The sequence below is a fragment of the Xanthomonas nasturtii genome (assembly GCF_023337365.3).
Classification (GTDB): domain Bacteria; phylum Pseudomonadota; class Gammaproteobacteria; order Xanthomonadales; family Xanthomonadaceae; genus Xanthomonas; species Xanthomonas nasturtii.
In genome coordinates this window covers 2,164,562-2,185,226 of the sequence record NZ_CP142084.2, presented here as the reverse complement: position 1 = coordinate 2,185,226, position 20,665 = coordinate 2,164,562, and the positions used below count along the sequence as shown (strand labels likewise).

At 64.1% G+C, this 20,665-nt stretch carries 14 protein-coding genes; 4 read left to right on the top strand and 10 right to left on the bottom strand.

The features are described from left to right. Positions 1-26 precede the first annotated feature (26 nt). Positions 27-2,312, top strand: a complete 2,286-nt coding sequence (locus tag M3O59_RS09555; protein ID WP_372367579.1) for a sensor domain-containing protein — start codon at positions 27-29, stop codon at positions 2,310-2,312. 138 nt (positions 2,313-2,450) lie between these two features. Here M3O59_RS09555 and M3O59_RS09550 read toward each other — a convergent pair whose 3' ends face one another. The 4 genes from M3O59_RS09550 to M3O59_RS09535 form a co-directional block, all read right to left on the bottom strand. Next, positions 2,451-3,266: an alpha/beta fold hydrolase gene (locus M3O59_RS09550; protein ID WP_064634936.1), complete on the bottom strand. Its 816-nt coding sequence runs from the start codon at positions 3,264-3,266 to the stop codon at positions 2,451-2,453. 197 nt (positions 3,267-3,463) lie between these two features. Continuing rightward, positions 3,464-6,055: a bifunctional aconitate hydratase 2/2-methylisocitrate dehydratase gene (gene acnB, locus M3O59_RS09545; protein WP_064634937.1), complete on the bottom strand. Its 2,592-nt coding sequence runs from the start codon at positions 6,053-6,055 to the stop codon at positions 3,464-3,466. A gap of 65 nt (positions 6,056-6,120) precedes the next feature. Further along, positions 6,121-6,531, bottom strand: coding sequence for a type II toxin-antitoxin system VapC family toxin (locus M3O59_RS09540; protein ID WP_116905500.1), 411 nt, complete (start codon positions 6,529-6,531; stop codon positions 6,121-6,123). Continuing rightward, positions 6,528-6,776, bottom strand: a complete 249-nt coding sequence (locus M3O59_RS09535; RefSeq protein WP_016903180.1) for an AbrB/MazE/SpoVT family DNA-binding domain-containing protein — start codon at positions 6,774-6,776, stop codon at positions 6,528-6,530. The genes M3O59_RS09540 and M3O59_RS09535 overlap by 4 nt, the downstream gene beginning before the upstream one ends. 151 nt (positions 6,777-6,927) lie before the next feature. On the opposite strand from M3O59_RS09535, the gene acnA reads away from it, so the two are divergent. Then, positions 6,928-9,696: an aconitate hydratase AcnA gene (acnA, locus tag M3O59_RS09530; RefSeq protein ID WP_116905499.1), complete on the top strand. Its 2,769-nt coding sequence runs from the start codon at positions 6,928-6,930 to the stop codon at positions 9,694-9,696. Between the two features lie 298 nt (positions 9,697-9,994). On the opposite strand, the gene M3O59_RS09525 is transcribed toward acnA, so the two are convergent. Next, the gene (locus tag M3O59_RS09525; protein ID WP_064634939.1) at positions 9,995-10,444 is read right to left on the bottom strand and encodes a Cif family virulence factor; all 450 of its coding nucleotides are present in this window, start codon (positions 10,442-10,444) and stop codon (positions 9,995-9,997) included. Between the two features lie 97 nt (positions 10,445-10,541). Between M3O59_RS09525 and M3O59_RS09520 the strand changes: the two genes are divergently transcribed. Both M3O59_RS09520 and M3O59_RS09515 read left to right on the top strand, forming a co-directional pair. After that, the gene (locus M3O59_RS09520; protein WP_064634940.1) at positions 10,542-12,224 is read left to right on the top strand and encodes a long-chain fatty acid--CoA ligase; all 1,683 of its coding nucleotides are present in this window, start codon (positions 10,542-10,544) and stop codon (positions 12,222-12,224) included. Between the two features lie 179 nt (positions 12,225-12,403). Further along, a complete protein-coding gene (locus M3O59_RS09515; protein ID WP_064634941.1) occupies positions 12,404-13,273 on the top strand; it encodes a crotonase/enoyl-CoA hydratase family protein in 870 nt (289 codons plus the stop codon). Between the two features lie 12 nt (positions 13,274-13,285). On the opposite strand, the gene M3O59_RS09510 is transcribed toward M3O59_RS09515, so the two are convergent. From M3O59_RS09510 to prfB, 5 genes are all read right to left on the bottom strand, one after another. Continuing rightward, complete coding sequence (locus M3O59_RS09510; RefSeq protein WP_064634942.1) at positions 13,286-15,466, bottom strand: ATP-binding protein; 2,181 nt, start codon at positions 15,464-15,466, stop codon at positions 13,286-13,288. A 7-nt stretch (positions 15,467-15,473) separates the two neighbouring features. Beyond that, entirely contained in the window at positions 15,474-16,106 is a 633-nt protein-coding gene (locus M3O59_RS09505; protein WP_064634943.1) for a hypothetical protein, read from the bottom strand. 1 nt (position 16,107) lies between these two features. Further along, positions 16,108-17,244: an HD-GYP domain-containing protein gene (locus M3O59_RS09500; RefSeq protein WP_064634944.1), complete on the bottom strand. Its 1,137-nt coding sequence runs from the start codon at positions 17,242-17,244 to the stop codon at positions 16,108-16,110. A 138-nt stretch (positions 17,245-17,382) separates the two neighbouring features. Further along, a complete protein-coding gene (lysS, locus tag M3O59_RS09495) occupies positions 17,383-18,900 on the bottom strand; it encodes a lysine--tRNA ligase (RefSeq protein ID WP_116905498.1) in 1,518 nt (505 codons plus the stop codon). 196 nt (positions 18,901-19,096) lie between these two features. Next, positions 19,097-20,222, bottom strand: a protein-coding gene (gene prfB, locus M3O59_RS09490) for a peptide chain release factor 2 (protein ID WP_116905497.1) whose coding sequence is annotated in 2 segments (ribosomal slippage) — positions 19,097-20,146 and positions 20,148-20,222 — 1,125 coding nt in all. Because the reading frame shifts where the segments join, the coding sequence is not laid out codon by codon here. Positions 20,223-20,665 lie beyond the last annotated feature (443 nt).

The window sequence follows — 20,665 nt, the reverse complement described above, 5'->3', positions numbered from 1 at the left end:
CCCCGGGTAGCTCAGTCGGCGTTGCCCTGGATGCGGCGGCAGACCGCGCGCTGGCGACCCCACAGCCGCCACACACCGACGCCATCGGCACCGCTGCGATCAGGCACGGCCCGATCACCGCCGGCATGGCCAAGGCCGGCGAGCAGCCCGAGCAGCGCCGTTCGCGCCTGCTTGCCGAAGCGCTGGATGGCAGCAGCAGCGCCATCCTCATCTGCGATCTGCAATCGCGCCTGTTGTATGCCAACGACGGCTTCCAGCGCATGTTCGGCTACACCGAAGCCGAGCTGGTCGGTCAGCGTCCCTCCGACGTGCTGACCCGCGCACAAAGCGACCAGAGCGAAGTTGCGCGCATCCGCGACCGCGCCGATGCGTTGCAGCAGACCCGGGCCGACCTACTGGTCTATCGCAAGGACGGCACGCCGCTCTGGATTTCGCTCAACTTCAATCCGATCTACGACGCCAGGCACAATCCCTCGCATTACGTGGCGGTGCTGACCGACATCACCGACACCAAGATGCACGAGGTACTGCAGCATCGCGTGCTGGAAGCGCTGGTGCAGGAGCGCCCGCTGATCGAAGTGATGACGCTGATCTGCACCGAGGTCGAACGCATCGCACCGGACGTGCTGGCCACGGTGATGAGCGCGGACAATCAAGGCTGCCTGCACTCGCTGGCAGCGCCCAGCCTGCCGCCCGACTATGCCGATGCGGTCAACGGCTTGAAGATCGGCCCGGGCGCCGGCGCCTGCGGCACCGCTGCATGGCGCGGTCGCGCGGTGATGGTGGAAGACATCACCACCGACCCGCTGTTCGCAGCGTATCGCGACCTGCTGCTGCCCATGGGCTTGCACGCCTGCTGGAGCACGCCGATCCGCTCCAATAGCTCGCGCGTGCTCGGCACCTTCGCGCTGTATTACCGCAAGCCGCAACGTGCCGATGCCTGGCATGTGCGGCTCACCGATCTGTGCCAACAGTTGTGCACGCTGGCGCTGGAACGCGAACAGATCCGCCAACGCGTGCATCAACTGGCCTTCTACGACACGCTCACCGGTCTGCCGAATCGCATCATGTTCAGCGCGCGTGCCGAGCAAGCACTGACGCAGGCCGAATACGCCGGCGAACCGGCCGCGTTGATGTTCATCAACATCGACCGCTTCAAGCTCATCAACGATAGCCAGGGTCACGCTGCAGGCGATGGCCTGTTGCGCGACATCGCATTGCGCATCAACGACCAGCTCACCGCCACTGCGATGCTGGCGCGCCTGGCCGGCGACGAATTTGCACTCGCGCTGCCGCAATGCAGCGCAGAGCAGGCCAGCGCCGCGGCCGAGCGTCTGCTGGTCAGCATCGCCGGCCCGCTGCCGGTCGGCCACATGACCGTGCATCCGTCGGCCAGCATCGGCGTGGCGATGTTTCCCGAGGACGGCCGCGAGATCAACATCCTGTTGCGCCACGCCGATCTGGCAATGAACCGCGCCAAGCAGGAAGGCGGCGGGCGTTTCCGCTTTTTCAGCTCCGACATGAATCGCATGGCGCAGGAGCGCGTTGCGCTGGAAGCGGAGCTGCGTCAGGCCATCGGCCGCGATCAGTTGCAACTGCATTATCAACCGCAGATGCATAGCGCCGCACCGCACGCGCTGTATGGCGTGGAAGCGCTGCTGCGCTGGAATCACCCGCAACTCGGCGCGGTGTCGCCGGCGCGGTTTCTGCCTGTGGCCGAAGAGCAAGGCATGATGCCGCAGATCAACGACTGGGTATTGCGCAGTGCCTGCCGGCAGATCGCCGACTGGCGCCAGCGCGGCGTACCGGTGGCGCGCGTCTCGGTGAATCTGTCGGCCAGCGGCTTCGAAAGCCCGCGCATGCTGCCCGACCTGCTGCGACTGATTGCCGACACCGGTGTGCAACCCTCCGACCTGACCCTGGAACTGACCGAGAGCGTGATGCTCTCCGGGCAAGCGGGCGTGCTCGAAAACCTGCACGCCATTCGCGAAGCCGGTATTTCGCTGTCGCTGGACGATTTCGGCACCGGCTATTCCAGCCTGAGCCATCTGCATCGCCTGCCGATCGACGAACTCAAACTGGACATGAGCTTCGTGCGCGACATCGAACACAGCGAAGACGCGCGCGCGCTCACCACCTCGGTGCTGCGCATCGGCGAGCACCTACGCAAGCACGTGGTCGCCGAAGGCGTGGAAAACGAAGCGCAGCGGTTGTTTCTCGCCGACCTGGGGTGCGAAGTGCTGCAGGGCTATCTGTTCTCTCGCCCACTGCCGGCTGCAGCACTGGAAGCCTGGTTGGGCGCGCAGCCTTAGCGGATTGCCGCCCGGGCGGCTGGTGGTACTGGAGTCACCCGTACCCTCATCCGGCGCTTCGCGCCACCTTCTCCCAATGGGAGAAGGAAGAGCCGCGCGACCGTCAATTATTCAAGCATCACCGCAACGTCCCCTCAATCACTGCACCGTCCGCTTCAACCACCCCAGCAATTGCGCATTGACGAACGCCGGATTCTCCAGCGATGCGATATGCCCGGCGTCGGGCACCAGTTCGTAGTCGCAGCCGATCACCTTGGCCATCATCCACAACTCTTCCGGCGGACGCGGAATGTCGTATTCGCCGCCGAGCAAAAACGTGTTTGCAGGATTGAGCGCAGCCAAGTTTTCTAGCCGATCGTCGCGCCCGAAGATCAAACGGCCCAGCGGCACGATCGACGCACGCAGCTGCTCGGCCGACATCGCCGCCAGACGCTGCGCGAACGCTGCCGGCAACGCCGAATGCAGATCGATACCGGAACGGAAAAAGATCGGCACGATCGCCTCGACCAACGCCGGGGTCACCTGCCCTGCCGCATCGATCGCATCGAGCAACCCGAAGTACCGCGCGCGGGTGACCTGCGGTTCGGCACCCAGAAACGTGTCCATCAATACCAGGCTACGCACGCGCTCCGGCGCACGCATTGCAAGCTCCGCACCCCACATGCCACCCACCGACAGGCCGACCACTGCGCATTGCGGCAATTCCAACCCATCCAGCAGCGTCAGCATCTGCTCGGCGAGATCGCCCAGCGACTGCGTGCCTGCCGGCAACGCGCCCGATTGCCCATGCCCCCAGAGTTCGGGAACGATGACCCGGTACTGTTGCGACAAGGCCTGGATCTGCGGCTCCCACATCGCAGCGTCCCAGAGATAACTGTGGCCAAGCAAGACGGGAAAACCTTGGCCGTGTTGTGTGTAGTGCAGCGTTTGACCAGAGATCGTGCAAGTGGGCATGGGCATTAAACGTGGAGTGGTGGATCGGTGAAACTCTAGACCTGCGCGCCTCGGATTTTTGTTGCAATGCCGCAACTCAGTCAGCTGATAGTTGCTTTAACCCCTGGGATCGGGACGGCAATACGAAGCCATCTCCCGAAAAGCGAACTGCCCGGCAGTGCCGGGCAGTTCGGGACAACACAAACCAGCGACTGGAATCAGGCCGCGACGGTATCCGCCACGTCCTGATATTCCTGGATCTGATCGAAGTTCATGTAGCGGTAGATCTGGTCGCCACTGGTCTTGATCACGCCCACATCGGCCATGTACTCCTCCTTGGTCGGGATGCGACCCAGACGCGAGCAGATCGCCGCCAGTTCCGCCGACCCCAGGTACACATTGGTGTTGCGGCCCAGACGGTTGGGGAAGTTACGCGTGGAGGTGGAGAACACCGTGGCGCCCTCGCGAGCCTGCGCCTGGTTGCCCATGCACAGCGAGCAGCCGGGCATTTCCATGCGTGCGCCGGCCGCGCCGAAGGTGCCGTAATGGCCTTCCTTGGTGAGCTCGGAGGCGTCCATCTTGGTGGGCGGTGCCACCCACAACCGGGTCGGGATATCGCGCTTGCCTTCCAGCAACTTGGCGGCGGCACGGAAGTGACCGATGTTGGTCATGCACGAACCGATGAACACTTCGTCGATCTTGGCCCCGGCCACTTCGGACAGCGTCTTGACGTCGTCCGGGTCGTTCGGGCACGCCACGATCGGCTCATGGATATCGGCCAGGTCGATCTCGATGACTGCGGCGTATTCGGCATCGGCGTCGGGCTGCAGCAGCTGCGGGTCGGCCAGCCACTCTTCCATCTTCTTAATGCGGCGGCCCAGGGTGCGCGCATCGGCATAGCCTTCGGCAATCATCCAGCGCAGCAGGGTGATGTTGCTGGTTAGGTATTCGATGATCGGCGCCTTGTCCAGGTGCACGGTGCAACCGGCCGCCGAACGCTCGGCCGAGGCATCGGACAGTTCGAATGCCTGCTCCACCTTCAGGTTCGGCAAGCCTTCGATTTCCAGGATGCGGCCGGAGAAGATGTTCTTCTTGCCCTGCTTGGCCACGGTCAGCAGACCGTCCTTGATCGCGTACAGCGGGATGGCGTTGACCAGGTCGCGCAGGGTCACGCCCGGCTGCATCTCACCCTTGAAGCGCACCAGCACGCTCTCGGGCATGTCCAGCGGCATCACCCCGGTGGCGGCGGCAAACGCCACCAGGCCGGAGCCGGCCGGGAACGAAATACCGATCGGGAAACGGGTATGCGAATCGCCGCCGGTGCCGACGGTGTCAGGCAGCAGCATGCGGTTGAGCCAGCTGTGGATCACGCCGTCGCCCGGACGCAGCGACACGCCGCCGCGGGTGGAGATGAATTCCGGCAGCGTGTGGTGGGTCTTGACGTCCACCGGCTTCGGGTAGGCGGCGGTGTGGCAGAACGACTGCATCACCAGGTCGGCCGAGAAGCCCAGGCAGGCCAGGTCCTTCAGCTCGTCGCGGGTCATCGGGCCGGTGGTGTCCTGCGAGCCCACCGAGGTCATCTTCGGTTCGCAATAGGTGCCCGGGCGCATGCCCTGGCCTTCCGGCAGGCCACAGGCGCGGCCGACCATCTTCTGCGCCAGCGAGAAGCCCTTGCCGGTGTCCGGCGGGTCCATCGGCAGACGGAACAGGTCCGACGCCGGCAGGCCCAGGAATTCGCGCGCCTTGGCGGTGAGGCCACGGCCCACGATCAGCGGAATGCGGCCACCGGCGCGTACTTCGTCGAACAGCACGTCCGACTTCATCGCGAACTCGGCAATCACCTGGCCGTTCTTCAATGCCTTGCCGTCATACGGACGCAGCTCGACCACATCGCCGTGCTCCATCTGCGACACGTCCAGCTCGATCGGCAATGCGCCGGCGTCTTCCATGGTGTTGTAGAAGATCGGGGCGATCTTGCTACCCAGGCACACGCCGCCGAAGCGCTTGTTCGGAATGAACGGAATGTCCTCGCCGGTCCACCACAGCACCGAGTTGGTCGCCGACTTGCGCGAAGAACCGGTACCGACCACGTCCCCCACATAGGCCACCAGGTGCCCCTTGTCCTTGAGGTCGGCAATGGCCTGGATCGGGCCGCGCTTGCCGTCTTCTTCTGGCACGAACGCCGCGCCTTCGCGCGCATTCTTCAGCATGGCGAGCGCGTGCAGCGGGATGTCCGGGCGGGTGGTCGCATCCGGCGCCGGCGACAGGTCGTCGGTGTTGGTCTCGCCCGGCACCTTGAACACGGTGACGGTCATGCTCTGCGGCACTTCCGGCTTGCTGGTGAACCACTCGGCATCGGCCCAGCTTTGCAGCACGGCCTTGGCGTGCGCGTTGCCGGCTTCGGCCTTTTCCTGCACGTCGTGGAAGGCGTCGAACACCAGCAAGGTGTGCTTGAGCGCTTCGGCGGCAGTGGCGCCCAGCTCGGCGTTGTCCAGCAGGTCGATCAACGGCTGGATGTTGTAGCCGCCCAGCATGGTGCCGAGCAGCTCGGTGGCGCGCGTGGGGCTGATCAGCGCAGTTTTTTCGGTGCCGAAGGCAACCGCGGCCAGGTACGAGGCCTTGACCTTGGCGGCGTCGTCGACGCCGGCCGGCACGCGCTGGCTGAGCAGTTCGACCAGGAACTCATCTTCGCCCGCCGGCGGTGCCTTCAACAGCTCGATGACTTCGGCGGTCTGCTGCGCGGTCAGCGGCAGCGGCGGGATACCGAGCGCGGCGCGCTCTGCAACGTGGTGGCGGTAGGCTTCCAACATGCGAGTTCTCCAAAAGGACAGCAGTGAATGTGTAAAAACGTCAGACGTGAATCAGAAGACGTGGATCAGGCAACAGGTTTGGGCACGGTGATCTTCAAACCCTTGAAGTAATCGCGGAAAAACCCCTCGTCGCGGGTAATCAAGCCGTCGCACTGGAGCATCGCGTGGGCGCCGATCAAAAAATCCGCCACCACCCGCTCGCGTTTGCCGCCGCGCGCGCGAAACCGCTTGTTCATGTGGCCGGCGCGCACCGCCGCCGCTTCCTGGGTGGCTTCGTAACGCACCCCGATCGAGGCCAGGGTTTCCATCAGGTCGACCTGGGTATCGAGCATGGCCAGCACCTCGGCCACCACCGCATCGCAGACCACCACCTCGTCGCGCGCCAGCGCATCGCCGATGCAGATCTCCGACACTTCGCCGTAGACCGCATCGCCGACCAGGATGTCCAGCAGCACCGATGAATCCAGGGCGATCATGGGTCGAACGGATCCCCGGGGGCGCGGCCGCGGATGGCGCGCATCGCCTCGTCGGTGCTGGTCAGCCCGTCGACCAGCTTGAACTTGCCGCGCACCTTGCGCAGCGCCTCGCTGACGTCCTTGCGCAGGATGATGCGCCCGCCGTCGAGCTCGATCTTGAGTGTGGTGCCCTTGGTCAGGCCCAGGGCATCGCGCACGGCCTTGGGCAGCGTGATCTGTCCGCGTTCGGCAACTGTGGCTTCCATGGAGGTGACCCCGGCAGAAAGTATGCGCCAATTTTACATACTTGACTTGTCGTACTCAAGGCCACATACCCTGTCCTGCAACCGAACGTACACACTGAATTGGTCACACTGTTCCAGACAGACCTACAGCCTGCAGCCATAGGAGTGATGCATGAGCGATTCCTTTTCCACCCGCACCTCGCTTGAGGTCCACGGCAAGCGCTACGAGTACTACAGCCTGCCGAAGCTGGGCGAGCGCTTCGATATCGGCCATCTGCCCTATTCGATGAAGATCCTGCTGGAGAACCTGCTCCGGCACGAGGACGGCGGTGTCACCGTCGGCAAGGACCATATCGAAGCCGTCGCCAAGTGGGACCCCAAGGCGGAACCCGATATCGAAATCGCCTTCATGCCCGCGCGCGTGGTGCTGCAGGACTTCACCGGCGTGCCCTGCGTGGTCGACCTGGCCGCAATGCGCGACGCGGTGGTCAAGCTGGGCGGCAACGCCGACCAGATCAACCCGCAGATTCCCTCCGAACTGGTCATCGACCACTCCGTGCAGGTGGACGTGTTCGGCAAGCCCGACGCGCTCGACCTCAACGGCAAGATCGAATTCCAGCGCAACCAGGAACGCTATGGCTTCCTGCGCTGGGGCCAGAAAGCCTTCGAAAACTTCAAGGTGGTGCCGCCCAATACCGGCATCGTCCATCAGGTCAATCTGGAAAATCTCGCGCGTGTGGTGATGAGCGCGGACAAGGACGGCACCCGGATCGCCTATCCCGACACCGTGTTCGGCACCGACAGCCACACCACCATGATCAATGGCATCGGCGTGCTGGGCTGGGGCGTGGGCGGCATCGAGGCCGAGGCCGCAATGCTGGGCCAGCCGTCGTCGATGCTGATTCCGCAAGTGGTTGGCTTCAAGCTCAGCGGCAAGCTGCCCGAAGGCGCCACCGCCACCGACCTGGTGCTCACCGTCACCCAGATGCTGCGCAAGGCCGGGGTGGTGGGCAAATTTGTCGAGTTCTACGGCGAAGGCCTGCAGCACCTGCCGCTGGCCGACCGCGCCACCATCGGCAATATGGCACCGGAATACGGCGCCACCTGCGGCATCTTCCCGGTCGACGATGAATCGCTGACCTATCTACGCCTGTCCGGCCGCAGCGAGGAGCAGATTGCGCTGGTGGAAGCCTATGCCAAGGCGCAAGGCTTGTGGCACGACGCCAACACCCCGCCCGCCCAGTACAGCGCCACGCTGGAACTGGACATGGGCGAGGTCAAGCCGTCGCTGGCTGGCCCCAAGCGCCCGCAGGACCGCGTGCTGCTGCAAGACATGCAGGCCAACTACCGCGAAAGCCTCAAGCCGTTCGCCGAGGCGCGCAGCAAGAAGCTGACCGATCTCAAGCAGGAAGACCGCCTGAAGAACGAAGGCGGTGGCGGCACCGCTGTCGGCGCCAAGGCCTCGCACGCCGAAGCGTCCAACGACAGCGGCGCCGGTTGGCAACTGCGCGACGGCTCGGTGGTCATCGCCGCGATTACCTCCTGCACCAACACTTCCAACCCGGCAGTGATGCTGGGTGCCGGCCTGCTGGCACGTAACGCAGCAGCCAAGGGCTTGAAGGCACAGCCGTGGGTGAAGACTTCGCTTGGGCCTGGCTCGCGCGTGGTCACCGATTATCTGAGCAAGGCCGGCGTGCTCGCCGATCTGGAAACACTCGGCTTCTACGTGGTCGGCTATGGCTGCACCACCTGCATCGGCAACTCCGGCCCGCTGCCGGAAGATGTGTCAGCCGCGATCGCCAAGGACGATCTGGTGGTGGCTTCGGTGTTGTCGGGCAACCGCAACTTCGAAGGCCGCGTGCATCCCGAAGTCAAAATGAATTACCTGGCCTCGCCGCCGCTGGTGGTGGCCTACGCGATCGCCGGCACCACCGATATCAATCTCACCACCGAGCCGCTGGGCACCGGCAGGGACGGGCAGCCGGTGTATCTGCGCGACATCTGGCCGAGCAACAAGGAAATCGGCGACACCATCGCTGCCACCGTCGGCCCGGAGATGTTCAAGCAGAACTACGCCGACGTGTTCAAGGGCGACACGCGCTGGAACACCATCGCTTCACCCGACGGCGCACTGTACGAGTGGGACGAAGCCTCGACCTACATCAAGAACCCGCCCTACTTCGACGGCATGACCATGCAGGTGGGCCACGTCGACGATGTGCATGGCGCGCGCATCATGGGTCTGTTCGGCGACTCGATCACCACCGACCACATCTCCCCGGCCGGCAACATCAAGAAGGATTCGCCGGCGGGTCGCTTCCTGCAGGAACGTGGCGTGCAGCCGGCCGACTTCAATAGCTACGGCAGCCGCCGCGGCAACGACGATGTGATGGTGCGCGGCACCTTCGCCAATATCCGCATCAAGAACCTGATGTTCGGCGGCGAAGAAGGCGGCAACACGCTGTACTACCCCACCGATGGTGGCCAGCCGGAAAAGCTGGCGATCTACGATGCGGCAGTGAAGTACAAGGCCGACGGCGTGCCGCTGGTGGTGCTGGCCGGCAAGGAATACGGCACCGGCTCCTCGCGCGACTGGGCGGCCAAGGGCACCAACCTGCTCGGGGTCAAGGCAGTGATCGCCGAGAGCTTCGAGCGCATCCACCGCTCCAACCTGGTCGGCATGGGCGTGCTGCCATTGCAGTTCCTGGAAAACGAGAACGCCCAGACGCTTGGCCTGGATGGTTCGGAAGTGCTCGACATCACCGGCCTGCAGGACGGCGCCAGCCGCCGTGCCACCGTGGATGCGAAAAAGTCCGACGGCAGCGTCAAGCAGTTCCAGGTCAAGGTGCTGCTGCTGACGCCCAAGGAAGTGGAGTACTTCAAGCACGGCGGGCTGCTGCAATACGTGTTGCGCCAGCTGGCCGCACGCAAGGCCGCCTGACCGTAGCGCACAGTGCGCTCTCACGATGCAACGCCACTCCCGCCGCTTGGCGGGAGTGGCGTTTCAGGCCATTGCGCATCGCGGCGGACCCGACATGTTGGGCAGCCGTCGGGCGATCGCGCACAGCGTGCGGTGAGCCGCACTGCATGCGCATTCCTTGCGCGCAAGGCCCACCGCGTCGGCGTTGCCGCAGGCGCGGAGTGATGTCGTCCGGACGCGCGACTGGGCCAAGCATGCGTTGGCGCGGCTACCGGCAGCGCCAACCCCTGCATGCGCACAGCGCTCCCGATAGACGCGTTCAGCCCCCTGTCGGCGCCCACTGCGCGTGATACAGCTGCCAGTCGCCGTCGCGCAATCGCCAACCGGTGGTGACCTGGTAGGTTTGCGCCTGATCGGGTACCCAGCGACCGCTGCCGCCGGTCAATAACGCAGTAAAACGCAGCGTGGCGGTCTCGCCGCGCAGTTCCACTTCGACCGGCCCCATGGTCACGCCGATCTGTTGGTTGCCCAGCATCTGCAGCTGCATCAGGCGCCGCAAGCCGGCCGCGTCGAGCCCGTTTTCGCCGACGAAATCGTCGGCCACCGGCGCCATTGCGTCGCCGATCTCGCGTGCTTCGATCGCCTGGTGCATCTGCTCCAGCGTTGCGCGTAGCCGCTGTTCCGGCGCGGCACGCGTACACCCAAGCAAGGCCAGCACGCAAAACCCCATCCCCCACTCACGCCAGCGCACTTGAATGCTGCTCTGCATCACGCTTCGCCTTTTCCAGTCATGACGGTATGCTGCCAGCTGTTGTAACGCCGTGGAACACACTGCGGCGCGTCAAGAACACCCTGGAGGGGGGCAGATGAATCAGGCACGTCCTTGGTTGCAAAGTTATCCGGCCGGCGTAGCTGCCGAGATCGATCTGGAGCAGTTCCGCACGGTGGCCGAGGTATTCGCCACCTCCGTCGCGCGCTTTGCCGATCGTCCTGCGTATCACAGCTTCGGCAAGACCATCACCTACCGGCAAGCCGATGAACTGGTCGACCAGTTCGCCGCCTACCTGCTGGGCGAGCTGCAGTTGAAGAAAGGCGACCGCGTCGCCCTGATGATGCCCAACTGCCTGCAGTACCCGATCGCCACCTTCGGCATCCTGCGTGCCGGCCTGACCGTGGTGAACGTCAATCCGCTCTACACCCCGCGCGAGTTGAAGCATCAGCTGATCGACTCCGGCGCCAGCGTGCTGGTGGTCATCGACAACTTCGGCACCACCGTGCAGCAGGTCATCGCCGACACGCCGGTCAAGCAGGTGATCACCACCGGTCTGGGCGACATGCTCGGCTTCCCGAAAGCGACGCTGGTCAACTTCGTCGTCAAATACGTCAAGAAGCTGGTGCCGGAATACCGCATCAATGGTGCGATCAGGTTCCGCGAGGCGCTGGCGCTGGGCCGTAAGCACACCCTGCCCACCCTGCAGATCGAACCGGACGACATCGCGTTCCTGCAATACACCGGCGGCACCACCGGCGTGGCCAAGGGCGCGATGCTGACCCACCGCAATCTGGTCGCCAACATGCAGCAGGCACACCAGTGGCTCACCGGCACCGGCAAGCTGGAAGAAGGCAACGAGGTGGTGATCACCGCGTTGCCGCTGTATCACATCTTCGCACTGACGGCCAACGGGCTGGTCTTCATGAAGATCGGCGGCTGCAATCACCTCATCAGCAATCCGCGCGACATGCCCGGTTTCGTCAAGGAGTTGAAGAAGACCCGTTTTACCGCATTTACCGGCGTCAACACACTGTTCAATGGCCTGCTCAACACGCCCGGTTTCGACCAGATCGATTTTTCCTCGCTCAAGATGACCCTGGGCGGCGGCATGGCCGTGCAACGCTCGGTCGCCGAACGCTGGAAGAAAGTCACCGGCCTGACCCTGGTCGAGGCCTACGGCCTGACCGAGACCTCGCCGGCTGCCTGTATCAACCCGATGGATCTGAAGGACTACAACGGCTCGATCGGCCTGCCGATTCCGTCCACCGATGCCTGCATCAAGGACGACGCCGGCGCCGTGCTGCCGCAGGGCGAGATCGGCGAGCTGTGCATCCAGGGCCCGCAGGTGATGAAGGGCTATTGGAAGAAACCCGAAGAAACCGCCAAGGTCATGGACGCCGAGGGCTGGCTACATACCGGCGACATCGCCCGCATGGACGAACACGGCTTCGTCTACATCGTGGATCGCAAGAAGGACATGATTCTGGTCTCCGGCTTCAACGTCTACCCGAACGAGATCGAGGACGTGATCGCCGAAATGCCCGGCGTGCTGGAAGTGGCCGCAGTGGGCGTGCCGGACGAGAAGTCCGGCGAGATCGTCAAGGCCGTCATCGTGAAGAAGGACCCCGCCCTGACCGCCGACGATGTGAAGGCGCATTGCCGCGCCAACCTCACCGGCTACAAGCAGCCGCGCGTGATCGAATTCCGCAAGGAACTGCCCAAGACCAACGTCGGCAAGATCCTGCGTCGCGAATTGCGGGATGCGCCCAAGCAGTAATCCACCTCGCCAGCGCAGATCGACGGCCATCCGGCCGTCACTCGACGCCCGCAATGCCGCAAGGCCTTGCGGGCGTTCGCTTTTGCACGCATAGAATCCGGTGTCGGCGCATGCTTAGGCGTTCACCCCTTTCTCCGTCCGCAAGGCGGCCGGCCGGACGGTCTTCACGGAGAACCACCATGTCTGCAGTTCAACCTTTCATTTGCACCAACATCGGCTCGACCCTCCGCATCATCGAAGAACCGCAGCGTGACGTGTACTGGATCCATATGCATGCCGACCTGGCCATCAATCCGGGGCGTGCGTGCTTCTCCACGCGCCTGGTCGACGACATCACCGGCTACCAGACCAACCTGGGGCAACGCTTGAACACCGCCGGGGTACTGGCACCGCACGTGGTACTGGCCTCGGACAGCGACGTGTTCAATCTCGGCGGCGACCTGGCGCTGTTCTGCCAGCTGATCCGCGAGGGCGACCGCGCCCGCCTGCTGGATTACGCGCAGCGCTGCGTGCGTGGCGTGCATGCATTCCACGTCGGCCTGGGCGCGCGTGCGCACAGCATTGCGCTGGTGCAGGGCAACGCGCTCGGCGGCGGCTTCGAAGCAGCACTGAGCTGCCACACCATCATTGCCGAGGAAGGCGTGATGATGGGGCTGCCCGAAGTGCTGTTCGACCTGTTCCCGGGCATGGGCGCCTACTCTTTCATGTGCCAGCGTGTCAGCGCACAGCTCGCGCAGAAGATCATGCTCGAAGGCAATCTGTATTCGGCCGAACAACTGCTCGGCATGGGGCTGATCGATCGCGTAGTGCCGCGCGGTCAGGGCGTGGCGGCAGTGGAACAGGTAATCCGCGAAAGCAAGCGCACCCCGCATGCGTGGGCGGCCATGCAGCAGGTCCGCGAAATGACCACCGCCGTGCCGTTGGAGGAAATGATGCGCATCACCGAGATCTGGGTGGATACGGCCATGCAGCTGGGTGAAAAATCGCTGCGCACCATGGACCGTCTGGTGCGCGCGCAGTCGCGTCGCTCAGGGCTCGACGCCGGCTGATGCGCCGGTGGTCTATTCGCTACTACGGGGGGAGCACTCGTCGTCCTTGACGCCTTGCAGGCGTGCGTCGAGTGCATCCTTTCCGGCGGCCAATTGTGCGTGCAGCGCAGACAGCCGCTTGCGCCACTCTGCCTGCAACTGCCAGTCGGCCATGCGCATCAGTTCACCGCCGTTGGTGGCCACCTGCGCCAGACCCAGGTTACTGGCCACACCACGTAACGCATGCGCGCTTTCGCGTAGCTGCTCCCAATCCGAACGCGTGCCATCGCGTTCGATCGCGCCCACGCAGTTCTGCGCATCTTCCAGACACTGGCGCACGAACTGACGCTCGAATTCCTCGCCCATGCCCAGCGCGGCCAGCTCGTCGAGCACGCTGGAATCGAGCACGCCTTCGAAGTTTGCCGGAATCTGCACGCTGGTTGCCGGGATTGCCAGCGGGCGTGTGCTGACCGCCAGATCGGCGAGCGTGTCCAGCAGCTTGGCGGCAACCACCGGCTTGGCCAGGAATGCACGCGCGCCGGCCTGCTCGCAACTGCGGATGGCCTCGGGCGTGACGTCGGCGCTGAGCACCACCACCGGGGTGTAACGCGTGCCGCTGGCTTGCATCACGCGCAGCTGCTTGAGCATGTCTAGGCCATTCATGCCAGGCATGTGCAGATCCACGATCACCGCATCGAAATCCTCTTCGGCCATCGCATCCAGCACCTGCTCGGCGCCGTTGACGCACAGCGCGCGGTGGCCGGCCTTTTCCAACAGGCGCTGCAACACCATGCGATTGGCTTCATGGTCGTCGGCCACCAACATGCGCATGCTGCGCACGCGTGCGCGATGGCGCAGGAACGGGTTGGAGAATGCAATGACGTTGGAGGCTTCCAGCGCGTCGGGCGTGTCCGCCAGCGCACCGGCCTGCACCCGGGCCGGCGCAGTCTGCACGACCTCGCCAATGGTCATCGGCAATTCGAACCAGAACACGCTGCCGCCGGACGGGTTCGGCTTGAAGCCAATCGCCCCGCCCATCGCCTCGACCAGGCCCTTGGCAATCGTGGTGCCCAGGCCGGTGCCCTCGTAGCGACGCGACAGGCCGACGTCGGCTTGTTCGAAGGCTTCGAACAGGCGTGGGCGCATGTCCAACGGCACGCCAATGCCGCTGTCTTCGACATCGAAGCGCAGCCGCACCGCATCTTCGCCGGCGCCGGAAATGCGCGTCACCCGCAGCAACACATGTCCGTGCTCGGTGAATTTGACCGCGTTGCCGAGCAGGTTGAGCAGTACCTGGCGCAAGTGACCGGTGTCGCCCTTGAGCAGGTCCGGCACATTGGTAGCCACTTCGGTGCCGTAATCCAGTCCGCGGCCCCGCGCCTGCGGCTGCAGGATCATGTTGACCGAGCCGATCAGATCACGCAGCGAAAAATCGCGGCGATCGATGCGGATCTTGCCGGCCTCGATCGCGGAGATGTCCAGCACCTCTTCCACCAGCGACAACAGGCTGCGCGCCGACGCCTGGATGGTGTTGAGGCATTCCTTCTGCTCGGCGTCCAGACGCGTGGTCGCCAGCACTTCAGTCATGCCCGACAACCCGTTGAGGGGTGTGCGGAACTCGTGGCTCATATTGGCCAGGAAACGGCTCTTGGCCTGATTGGCATGCCGCGCCTCGCGCACCGCCCGTGTCATCGCACGCAGCAGCGAATCGAAGTACAGCGGCACGGCGATCAGGCCCAGCAACAAGCCCCAGCTCAGGTATGGATTGGCTTTCCAATAGGGTGAAATCAGGATGGCGCTGAGGAAACACAGGCTACCCATTGCCGTAGCGGCGCGCAGATAGTTGCTGCCATAGCGCAGACCGTTGCCGATGGTCACCCACATGCACACTGCATACAACGGTGAGGCAGGCTCGCCCTGGATCGCCATGATGGCACCGGTGCAGGTGTAATCCAGCAGCATGCCGATCAGGCGCCGCGTGTGGGACACCTGCGGTCGCAGCAGGATCGCCACCATCAGGCCAAGCGACACCACCAGCTCGCCCACCAGGATCAACCAAGTGGCCACCAGCGTGTCGCCATGCGTATGTTGGTAGCGCCAGCCCAGGTAAGAAATGAACAGGGTGGTGATGATGATACGGACCAGATTTTGCGCGTGCTCCGTGTCCGCCCGTCCTGACAGACGTTGCTTCAACCATGGCAATGGAAACTTCATAGACGCCTCAGACGCGCGTTGGCGTCGATGGGGTTGGGATCCTTCCGTACTGCGTCGCAGCGTCGATACCTGCAGCGGGCGGCGTCTCAATGATCGCCTGGTCGTGCTCGCGCAGCGTACGCAACAATGACATAGGAATGACGATCAACGCACCCAGCAGCGCGATCGCCAGGCCAAGCCGACCCTGCCAATAGCTACTGTTGGCCAGCGTTGTGCCGAAGCTGAGCGTGGTCATGGCCATGGCCACTGCGTTGTGCAGAGCCTCGCTCCCGAACCGCAGCCCATTGCCGATCGTTAACCAAAGCAACACGACATACAAGAATGCCATCGGCGCCCCCATCCAGGTCATCGCCAACCCGATCAAGCCGTAATCGGACAGCATCCCTAGCGTGCGACGCAGATGCGAGCGCCGTGGGTCTGCAACAATCCAGCCAAAGAGCACCAGCGCGATCCCCTGACCGATTGCGATCAGGCAGAACAGCTGCTGCAGCTGGTACCTGGAGACCTGCCACTGCTGAGCGAAAGTCAGCGCATAGACCAGAATCAGCAGAATCAACACGATGCGCACCAGCGCCTGGCCATGCTCGCTGTCGGGACGCCGAGCGAGTCGGTCACGCAGCTGGCCAAGCGACGACCTCACCTCACACCCCGGGTCGTGCCGATGCGGTCGAGAACTCGCCGCAGATCTGATCCAGCTGCGCGCGACCACGCAGCAACGCATCCACGCAGCGCGGGTCGAACAGGCGGCCACGTTGGGCGTACAGATAGGCCAGCGCAGCGTCCATGGTCCAGGCTTCCTTGTACGGGCGCTGCGACAGCAGCGCGTCGAAGACGTCGGCCACCGCCACGATGCGCGCTTCCAGCGGAATCGCCTCTCCCACCAGTCCGTCCGGGTAGCCGGTGCCGTCGTAGCGTTCGTGGTGACGCAGCGCGATCAGCGCGCCGACCTGGATGAAGCGGTTCTGGCTGCCGCTGAGCAGCTCGTAGCCGATGCGCGGATGGCGCTTCATGATGCTCATCTCGTCGTCGGTGAGCTTGCCCGGCTTGAGCAGCACCGCATCGGGAATGGCGATCTTGCCCATGTCGTGCAGCGGTGCGGCCATCTCGATGATGCGCACCTCTTCTTCCGAGAGGCCCAGTTGCTCGGCAATCAGCCCGGCCACGTGCGACATGCGCTCCAGGAATGCGCTGGTGCCCGAATCGCGATACTCGATGGCGCGCGCCAGCCGCGACAAGGTTTCGCGTTCGCGCTCTTCGACCTCGTTCATGCTGGCCAGCAGGCGTTGTTCCAGCGACAACGCGCGTTGCTTGACGCTTTCGCTCTGCTGACGCAGCTGCAGCAAATTGGAGCAGCGCGCGCGCAATTCGCGCGGGCGGATCGGCTTGACCAGGAAATCGATCACCCCGGCTTCCAGTGCTGCCTGACGAATCGGTTCGTCGCCGACGATGGTGATCAGGATGATCGGAATATCGCGGTGACTGGGCAGCCGGCGTAGCCGACGCGCGAATTCCAGACCGTCCATGCCGGGCATGCGGTAATCGAGCAGCAACAGATCCACGCGCCCGGCTTCGCACCAGGCCAGGGCGTCGAGCGGATCGCCGAAATCGTAGACCTTCAGTTCCGGCGCGATGTCTTCGATGACATGGCGCAGCATCGTCCGCGCGGACATCTGGTCATCGACAATGACGATGTTCAATCCCAGATCCGCCTTTTCCGCCCAGCTACCCCATGTATCCGTCGACACCATGCCGCCCGGACTCCCTAAAACATCCTGCATAGCCGTTGCTCCTCTATCTCGAGAACGGAAAAGCGATGACGCCGGCCGCTGGCCGACTCCCCCGAACGATACGCTGTTCGAGGCTCCGCCCTAGCATATGCAGTATCTGTGCCGTCGGCGCACCGACGGCACAAAAAATCAGGCTTCCGGACGCATATACGGGAACAGCAGGACGTCGCGGATCGAGGTGCTGCCGGTCAGCAGCATCACCAGACGATCGATCCCGATGCCCAGGCCGCCGGTCGGCGCCATCCCGTACTCCAACGCACGGATGTAGTCGGCGTCGAAATGCATGGCTTCGTCGTCGCCGCCGTCCTTGGCCTGCACCTGCGCCTGGAAGCGTGCGGCCTGGTCTTCGGGGTCATTGAGCTCGGAGAAGCCGTTGGCCAGCTCCTTGCCATTGATGAAAAGCTCGAAGCGATCGGTGTAACCCGGGTCGGTGTCGCTGGCACGCGCTAGCGGCGACACCTCGACCGGATGGTCGGTAATGAAGGTCGGCTGCACCAGGGTGTGTTCCACCGTGGCTTCGAAAATTTCCAGCAGCAGCTTGCCCCAGCCGTAAGACGGCTTGACGCGGATCTTCAAGCGCTCGCAGTGCCGCAGCAGCGCAGCGCGGTCGGTGCAATCGGCCGCGCTGATTTCCGGATTGTGGTGACGAACGGCCTCATCCATGCGCCAGCGCCGGAAAGCCGGCGCCAAATCGATGTCGGCCCCGTCCAAGCTGACCTGGGTGGTGCCCAACACGGTCTGCGCGGTGTCGCGGATGACCTGCTCGGTCAGGTCCATGATCTCGTGGTACGTGGCATAGGCCTCGTAGAGCTCGAGCATGGTGAACTCGGGGTTGTGCCGGGTCGACACGCCTTCGTTGCGGAAATTGCGGTTGATCTCGTAGACGCGCTCCAGGCCACCGACCACCAGGCGCTTGAGATACAGCTCCGGGGCCACGCGCAGGTACAGATCCAGATCCAGCGCGTTGTGGTGGGTGGTAAACGGCTTGGCGGTGGCACCGCCGGGGATGTAATGCATCATCGGCGTTTCCACTTCCAGGAAACGGCGCGCGTCCAGCCAGGCGCGCATGGCGCGGATGATCTTGGAGCGCTTGATGAAGACCTCGCGCGCTTCCGGGGTGACGATCAGGTCGACGTAACGCTGGCGGTAGCGCTGCTCCACGTCCGACAGGCCGTGCCACTTGTCCGGCAGCGGGCGCAGCGACTTGGTCAGCAGGCGCAACGCGGTGGCCTTGACCGACAGCTCGCCGGTCTTGGTGCGGGTGAGCCCGCCCTCCACCGCCACGATGTCGCCGACATCCCAGCCCTTGAACGCGGTGTAGGCATCGCCGAGCACATTGCCCTGCAGGAACAGCTGCACGCGCCCGGATTCGTCCTGGATCTGCGCAAAGCTGGCCTTGCCCATCACCCGCTTGGCCATCAGGCGGCCTGCCATTTTGACCGTGCGCCCGCTGGCCTCCAGCGCTTCGGAGCTCCAGGTCTGCGCATCGGCGAATTCGGCCTGCAGATCGCCGGCGAAGTGCTCGCGTACGAAGTCGTTCGGGTAGGCGATGCCCTGGCCGCGCAACGCGCCCAGTTTCGCGCGACGCTCGGCGATGAGGCTGTTCTCGTCGGCGGGGATCTGCGGCGCGGGGGTCTGTTCGGTCATGGCGGGAATCGGTCTGCGATAGGTCGGGCGCGTGCCCGGTAGGGAGTGAGAGACCGGCAGCGCCGGACTCTCTTACATTGACGGTGTCGCGCGTAAGCCGCCCGAGCTCGTCCTGCTGCCACAACGCGAGCCGGCGCTTCGGTGCGTGGCTAGCGTGGTGCGAGGCCGTCGCATCCGCTGCGACCTCGCCCTGCGGTCAAGCATCCAGGCGTTTGGAGCCTGCCGCCAGACCCGCCTTCAGGCTGGCCTGGACGAATTCGTCCAGATCGCCATCCAGCACTTTTTGCGTGTCGCTGCGTTCGATGCCGGTGCGCAGATCCTTGATGCGGCTCTGATCGAGCACGTAATTGCGGATCTGGCTGCCCCAGCCGATGTCGGACTTGGTGGCTTCCAGTGCGTCGCGCTCGACATTGCGCTTCTGCACTTCCAGCTCGTACAACTTGGCGGCCAGCATCTTCATCGCGTTGTCGCGGTTCTGGTGCTGGCTGCGGCCGGTCTGGCAGGCGACCACGGTGTTGGTCGGGATGTGGGTGATACGCACCGCCGATTCGGTCTTGTTGACGTGCTGACCACCGGCACCCGAGGAGCGATACACGTCGGTGCGCAGATCGGCCGGGTTGATGTCGATCTCGATGTTGTCGTCCACTTCCGGCGACACGAACACCGAGGTGAAGCTGGTATGCCGGCGGTTGTCCGAGTCGAACGGCGACTTGCGCACCAGCCGGTGCACGCCGATCTCGGTCTTCAACCAGCCGTAGGCGTACTCGCCTTCGATACGGATGGTGGCCGACTTGATCCCCGCGACTTCGCCGCCGGACACTTCCATCAACTCGGTTTTCCAGCCGCGCGATTCGGCCCAGCGCAGATACATGCGCAGCAGGATTTCGGCCCAGTCCTGCGCCTCGGTGCCGCCGGCGCCTGCCTGGATGTCCACGAACGCGTTGGCGCCGTCCATCTGGCCGGAGAACATGCGCTGGAATTCCAGCTTTTCGACATGGGCCTGGTACTTGTCCAGATCGGCGATCACCGCCACCGCGGTGTCTTCGTCCTGTTCGCTCTCGGCCAGCTCCAGCAGATCGCCGGCATCGGCCAGGCCGGCCAGCACATCGGCGATGCCGATGACGGTCTTTTCCAGCATCGAACGCTCGCGGCCCAGGGCCTGCGCGCGCTCGGCGTCGTTCCACACATCGGGATTTTCAAGCTCCCGGGTGACTTCTTCTAGGCGCTCTCTCTTGACGTCGTAGTCAAAGATACCCCCTGAGCGAGAGCACGCGATCGCTGAGATCGGTGATGCGCTGGCGGATCGGATTTGTTTCGATCATGACGGACTTCCGGCAAACAAGCTGGCTAGTTTAGCAAGCGGGCCGCATGCGCGGAACGCGCGCGGGGAAGACCCGGGACTGGCAATGACCAGCGCTGCGACAGCGCTGCCGGTGGAACCGGCCGGTATCCAGCCAGGGCTCCGAAAAGCCCTGTACCAAGACCCGGCCGCGGGCAGAGCCCGATGCTTCCAACCGCGCACCGCAAGCATCAGGTGCAACAGCATTTCTGCTCACTGTTGTCATTTAGTAAAGCCCGCTCCAGCCTGAATCACCAGCGGCGGGATCGCCTGGACGGACATGATTTCGCAAGGCAAGGACGGCGACGATAAATGCCCCGTGCATCGAACTGAACGGCTCCAGACGTCTGCTGGAAAGCAGTGCGAAACCAGGTAGACGGAGTTGGAAACGAACGCTCAAGATAGCGTCTCGATACCCCCTGGAAG

Excerpts from the sequence above, each read along its gene's own strand:
- M3O59_RS09520 (WP_064634940.1), top strand. The coding sequence starts at position 10,542 with ATGAATCAGGCACGTCCTTGGTTGCAAAGTTATCCGGCCGGCGTAGCT.
- acnB (WP_064634937.1), bottom strand. The coding sequence starts at position 6,055 with ATGTTGGAAGCCTACCGCCACCACGTTGCAGAGCGCGCCGCGCTCGGT.
- acnA (WP_116905499.1), top strand. The coding sequence starts at position 6,928 with ATGAGCGATTCCTTTTCCACCCGCACCTCGCTTGAGGTCCACGGCAAG.
- lysS (WP_116905498.1), bottom strand. The coding sequence starts at position 18,900 with ATGACCGAACAGACCCCCGCGCCGCAGATCCCCGCCGACGAGAACAGC.
- M3O59_RS09540 (WP_116905500.1), bottom strand. The coding sequence starts at position 6,531 with ATGATCGCCCTGGATTCATCGGTGCTGCTGGACATCCTGGTCGGCGAT.
- M3O59_RS09510 (WP_064634942.1), bottom strand. The coding sequence starts at position 15,466 with ATGAAGTTTCCATTGCCATGGTTGAAGCAACGTCTGTCAGGACGGGCG.
- M3O59_RS09500 (WP_064634944.1), bottom strand. The coding sequence starts at position 17,244 with ATGCAGGATGTTTTAGGGAGTCCGGGCGGCATGGTGTCGACGGATACA.
- M3O59_RS09550 (WP_064634936.1), bottom strand. The coding sequence starts at position 3,266 with ATGCCCACTTGCACGATCTCTGGTCAAACGCTGCACTACACACAACAC.
- M3O59_RS09525 (WP_064634939.1), bottom strand. The coding sequence starts at position 10,444 with ATGCAGAGCAGCATTCAAGTGCGCTGGCGTGAGTGGGGGATGGGGTTT.
- M3O59_RS09515 (WP_064634941.1), top strand. The coding sequence starts at position 12,404 with ATGTCTGCAGTTCAACCTTTCATTTGCACCAACATCGGCTCGACCCTC.
- M3O59_RS09535 (WP_016903180.1), bottom strand. The coding sequence starts at position 6,776 with ATGGAAGCCACAGTTGCCGAACGCGGACAGATCACGCTGCCCAAGGCC.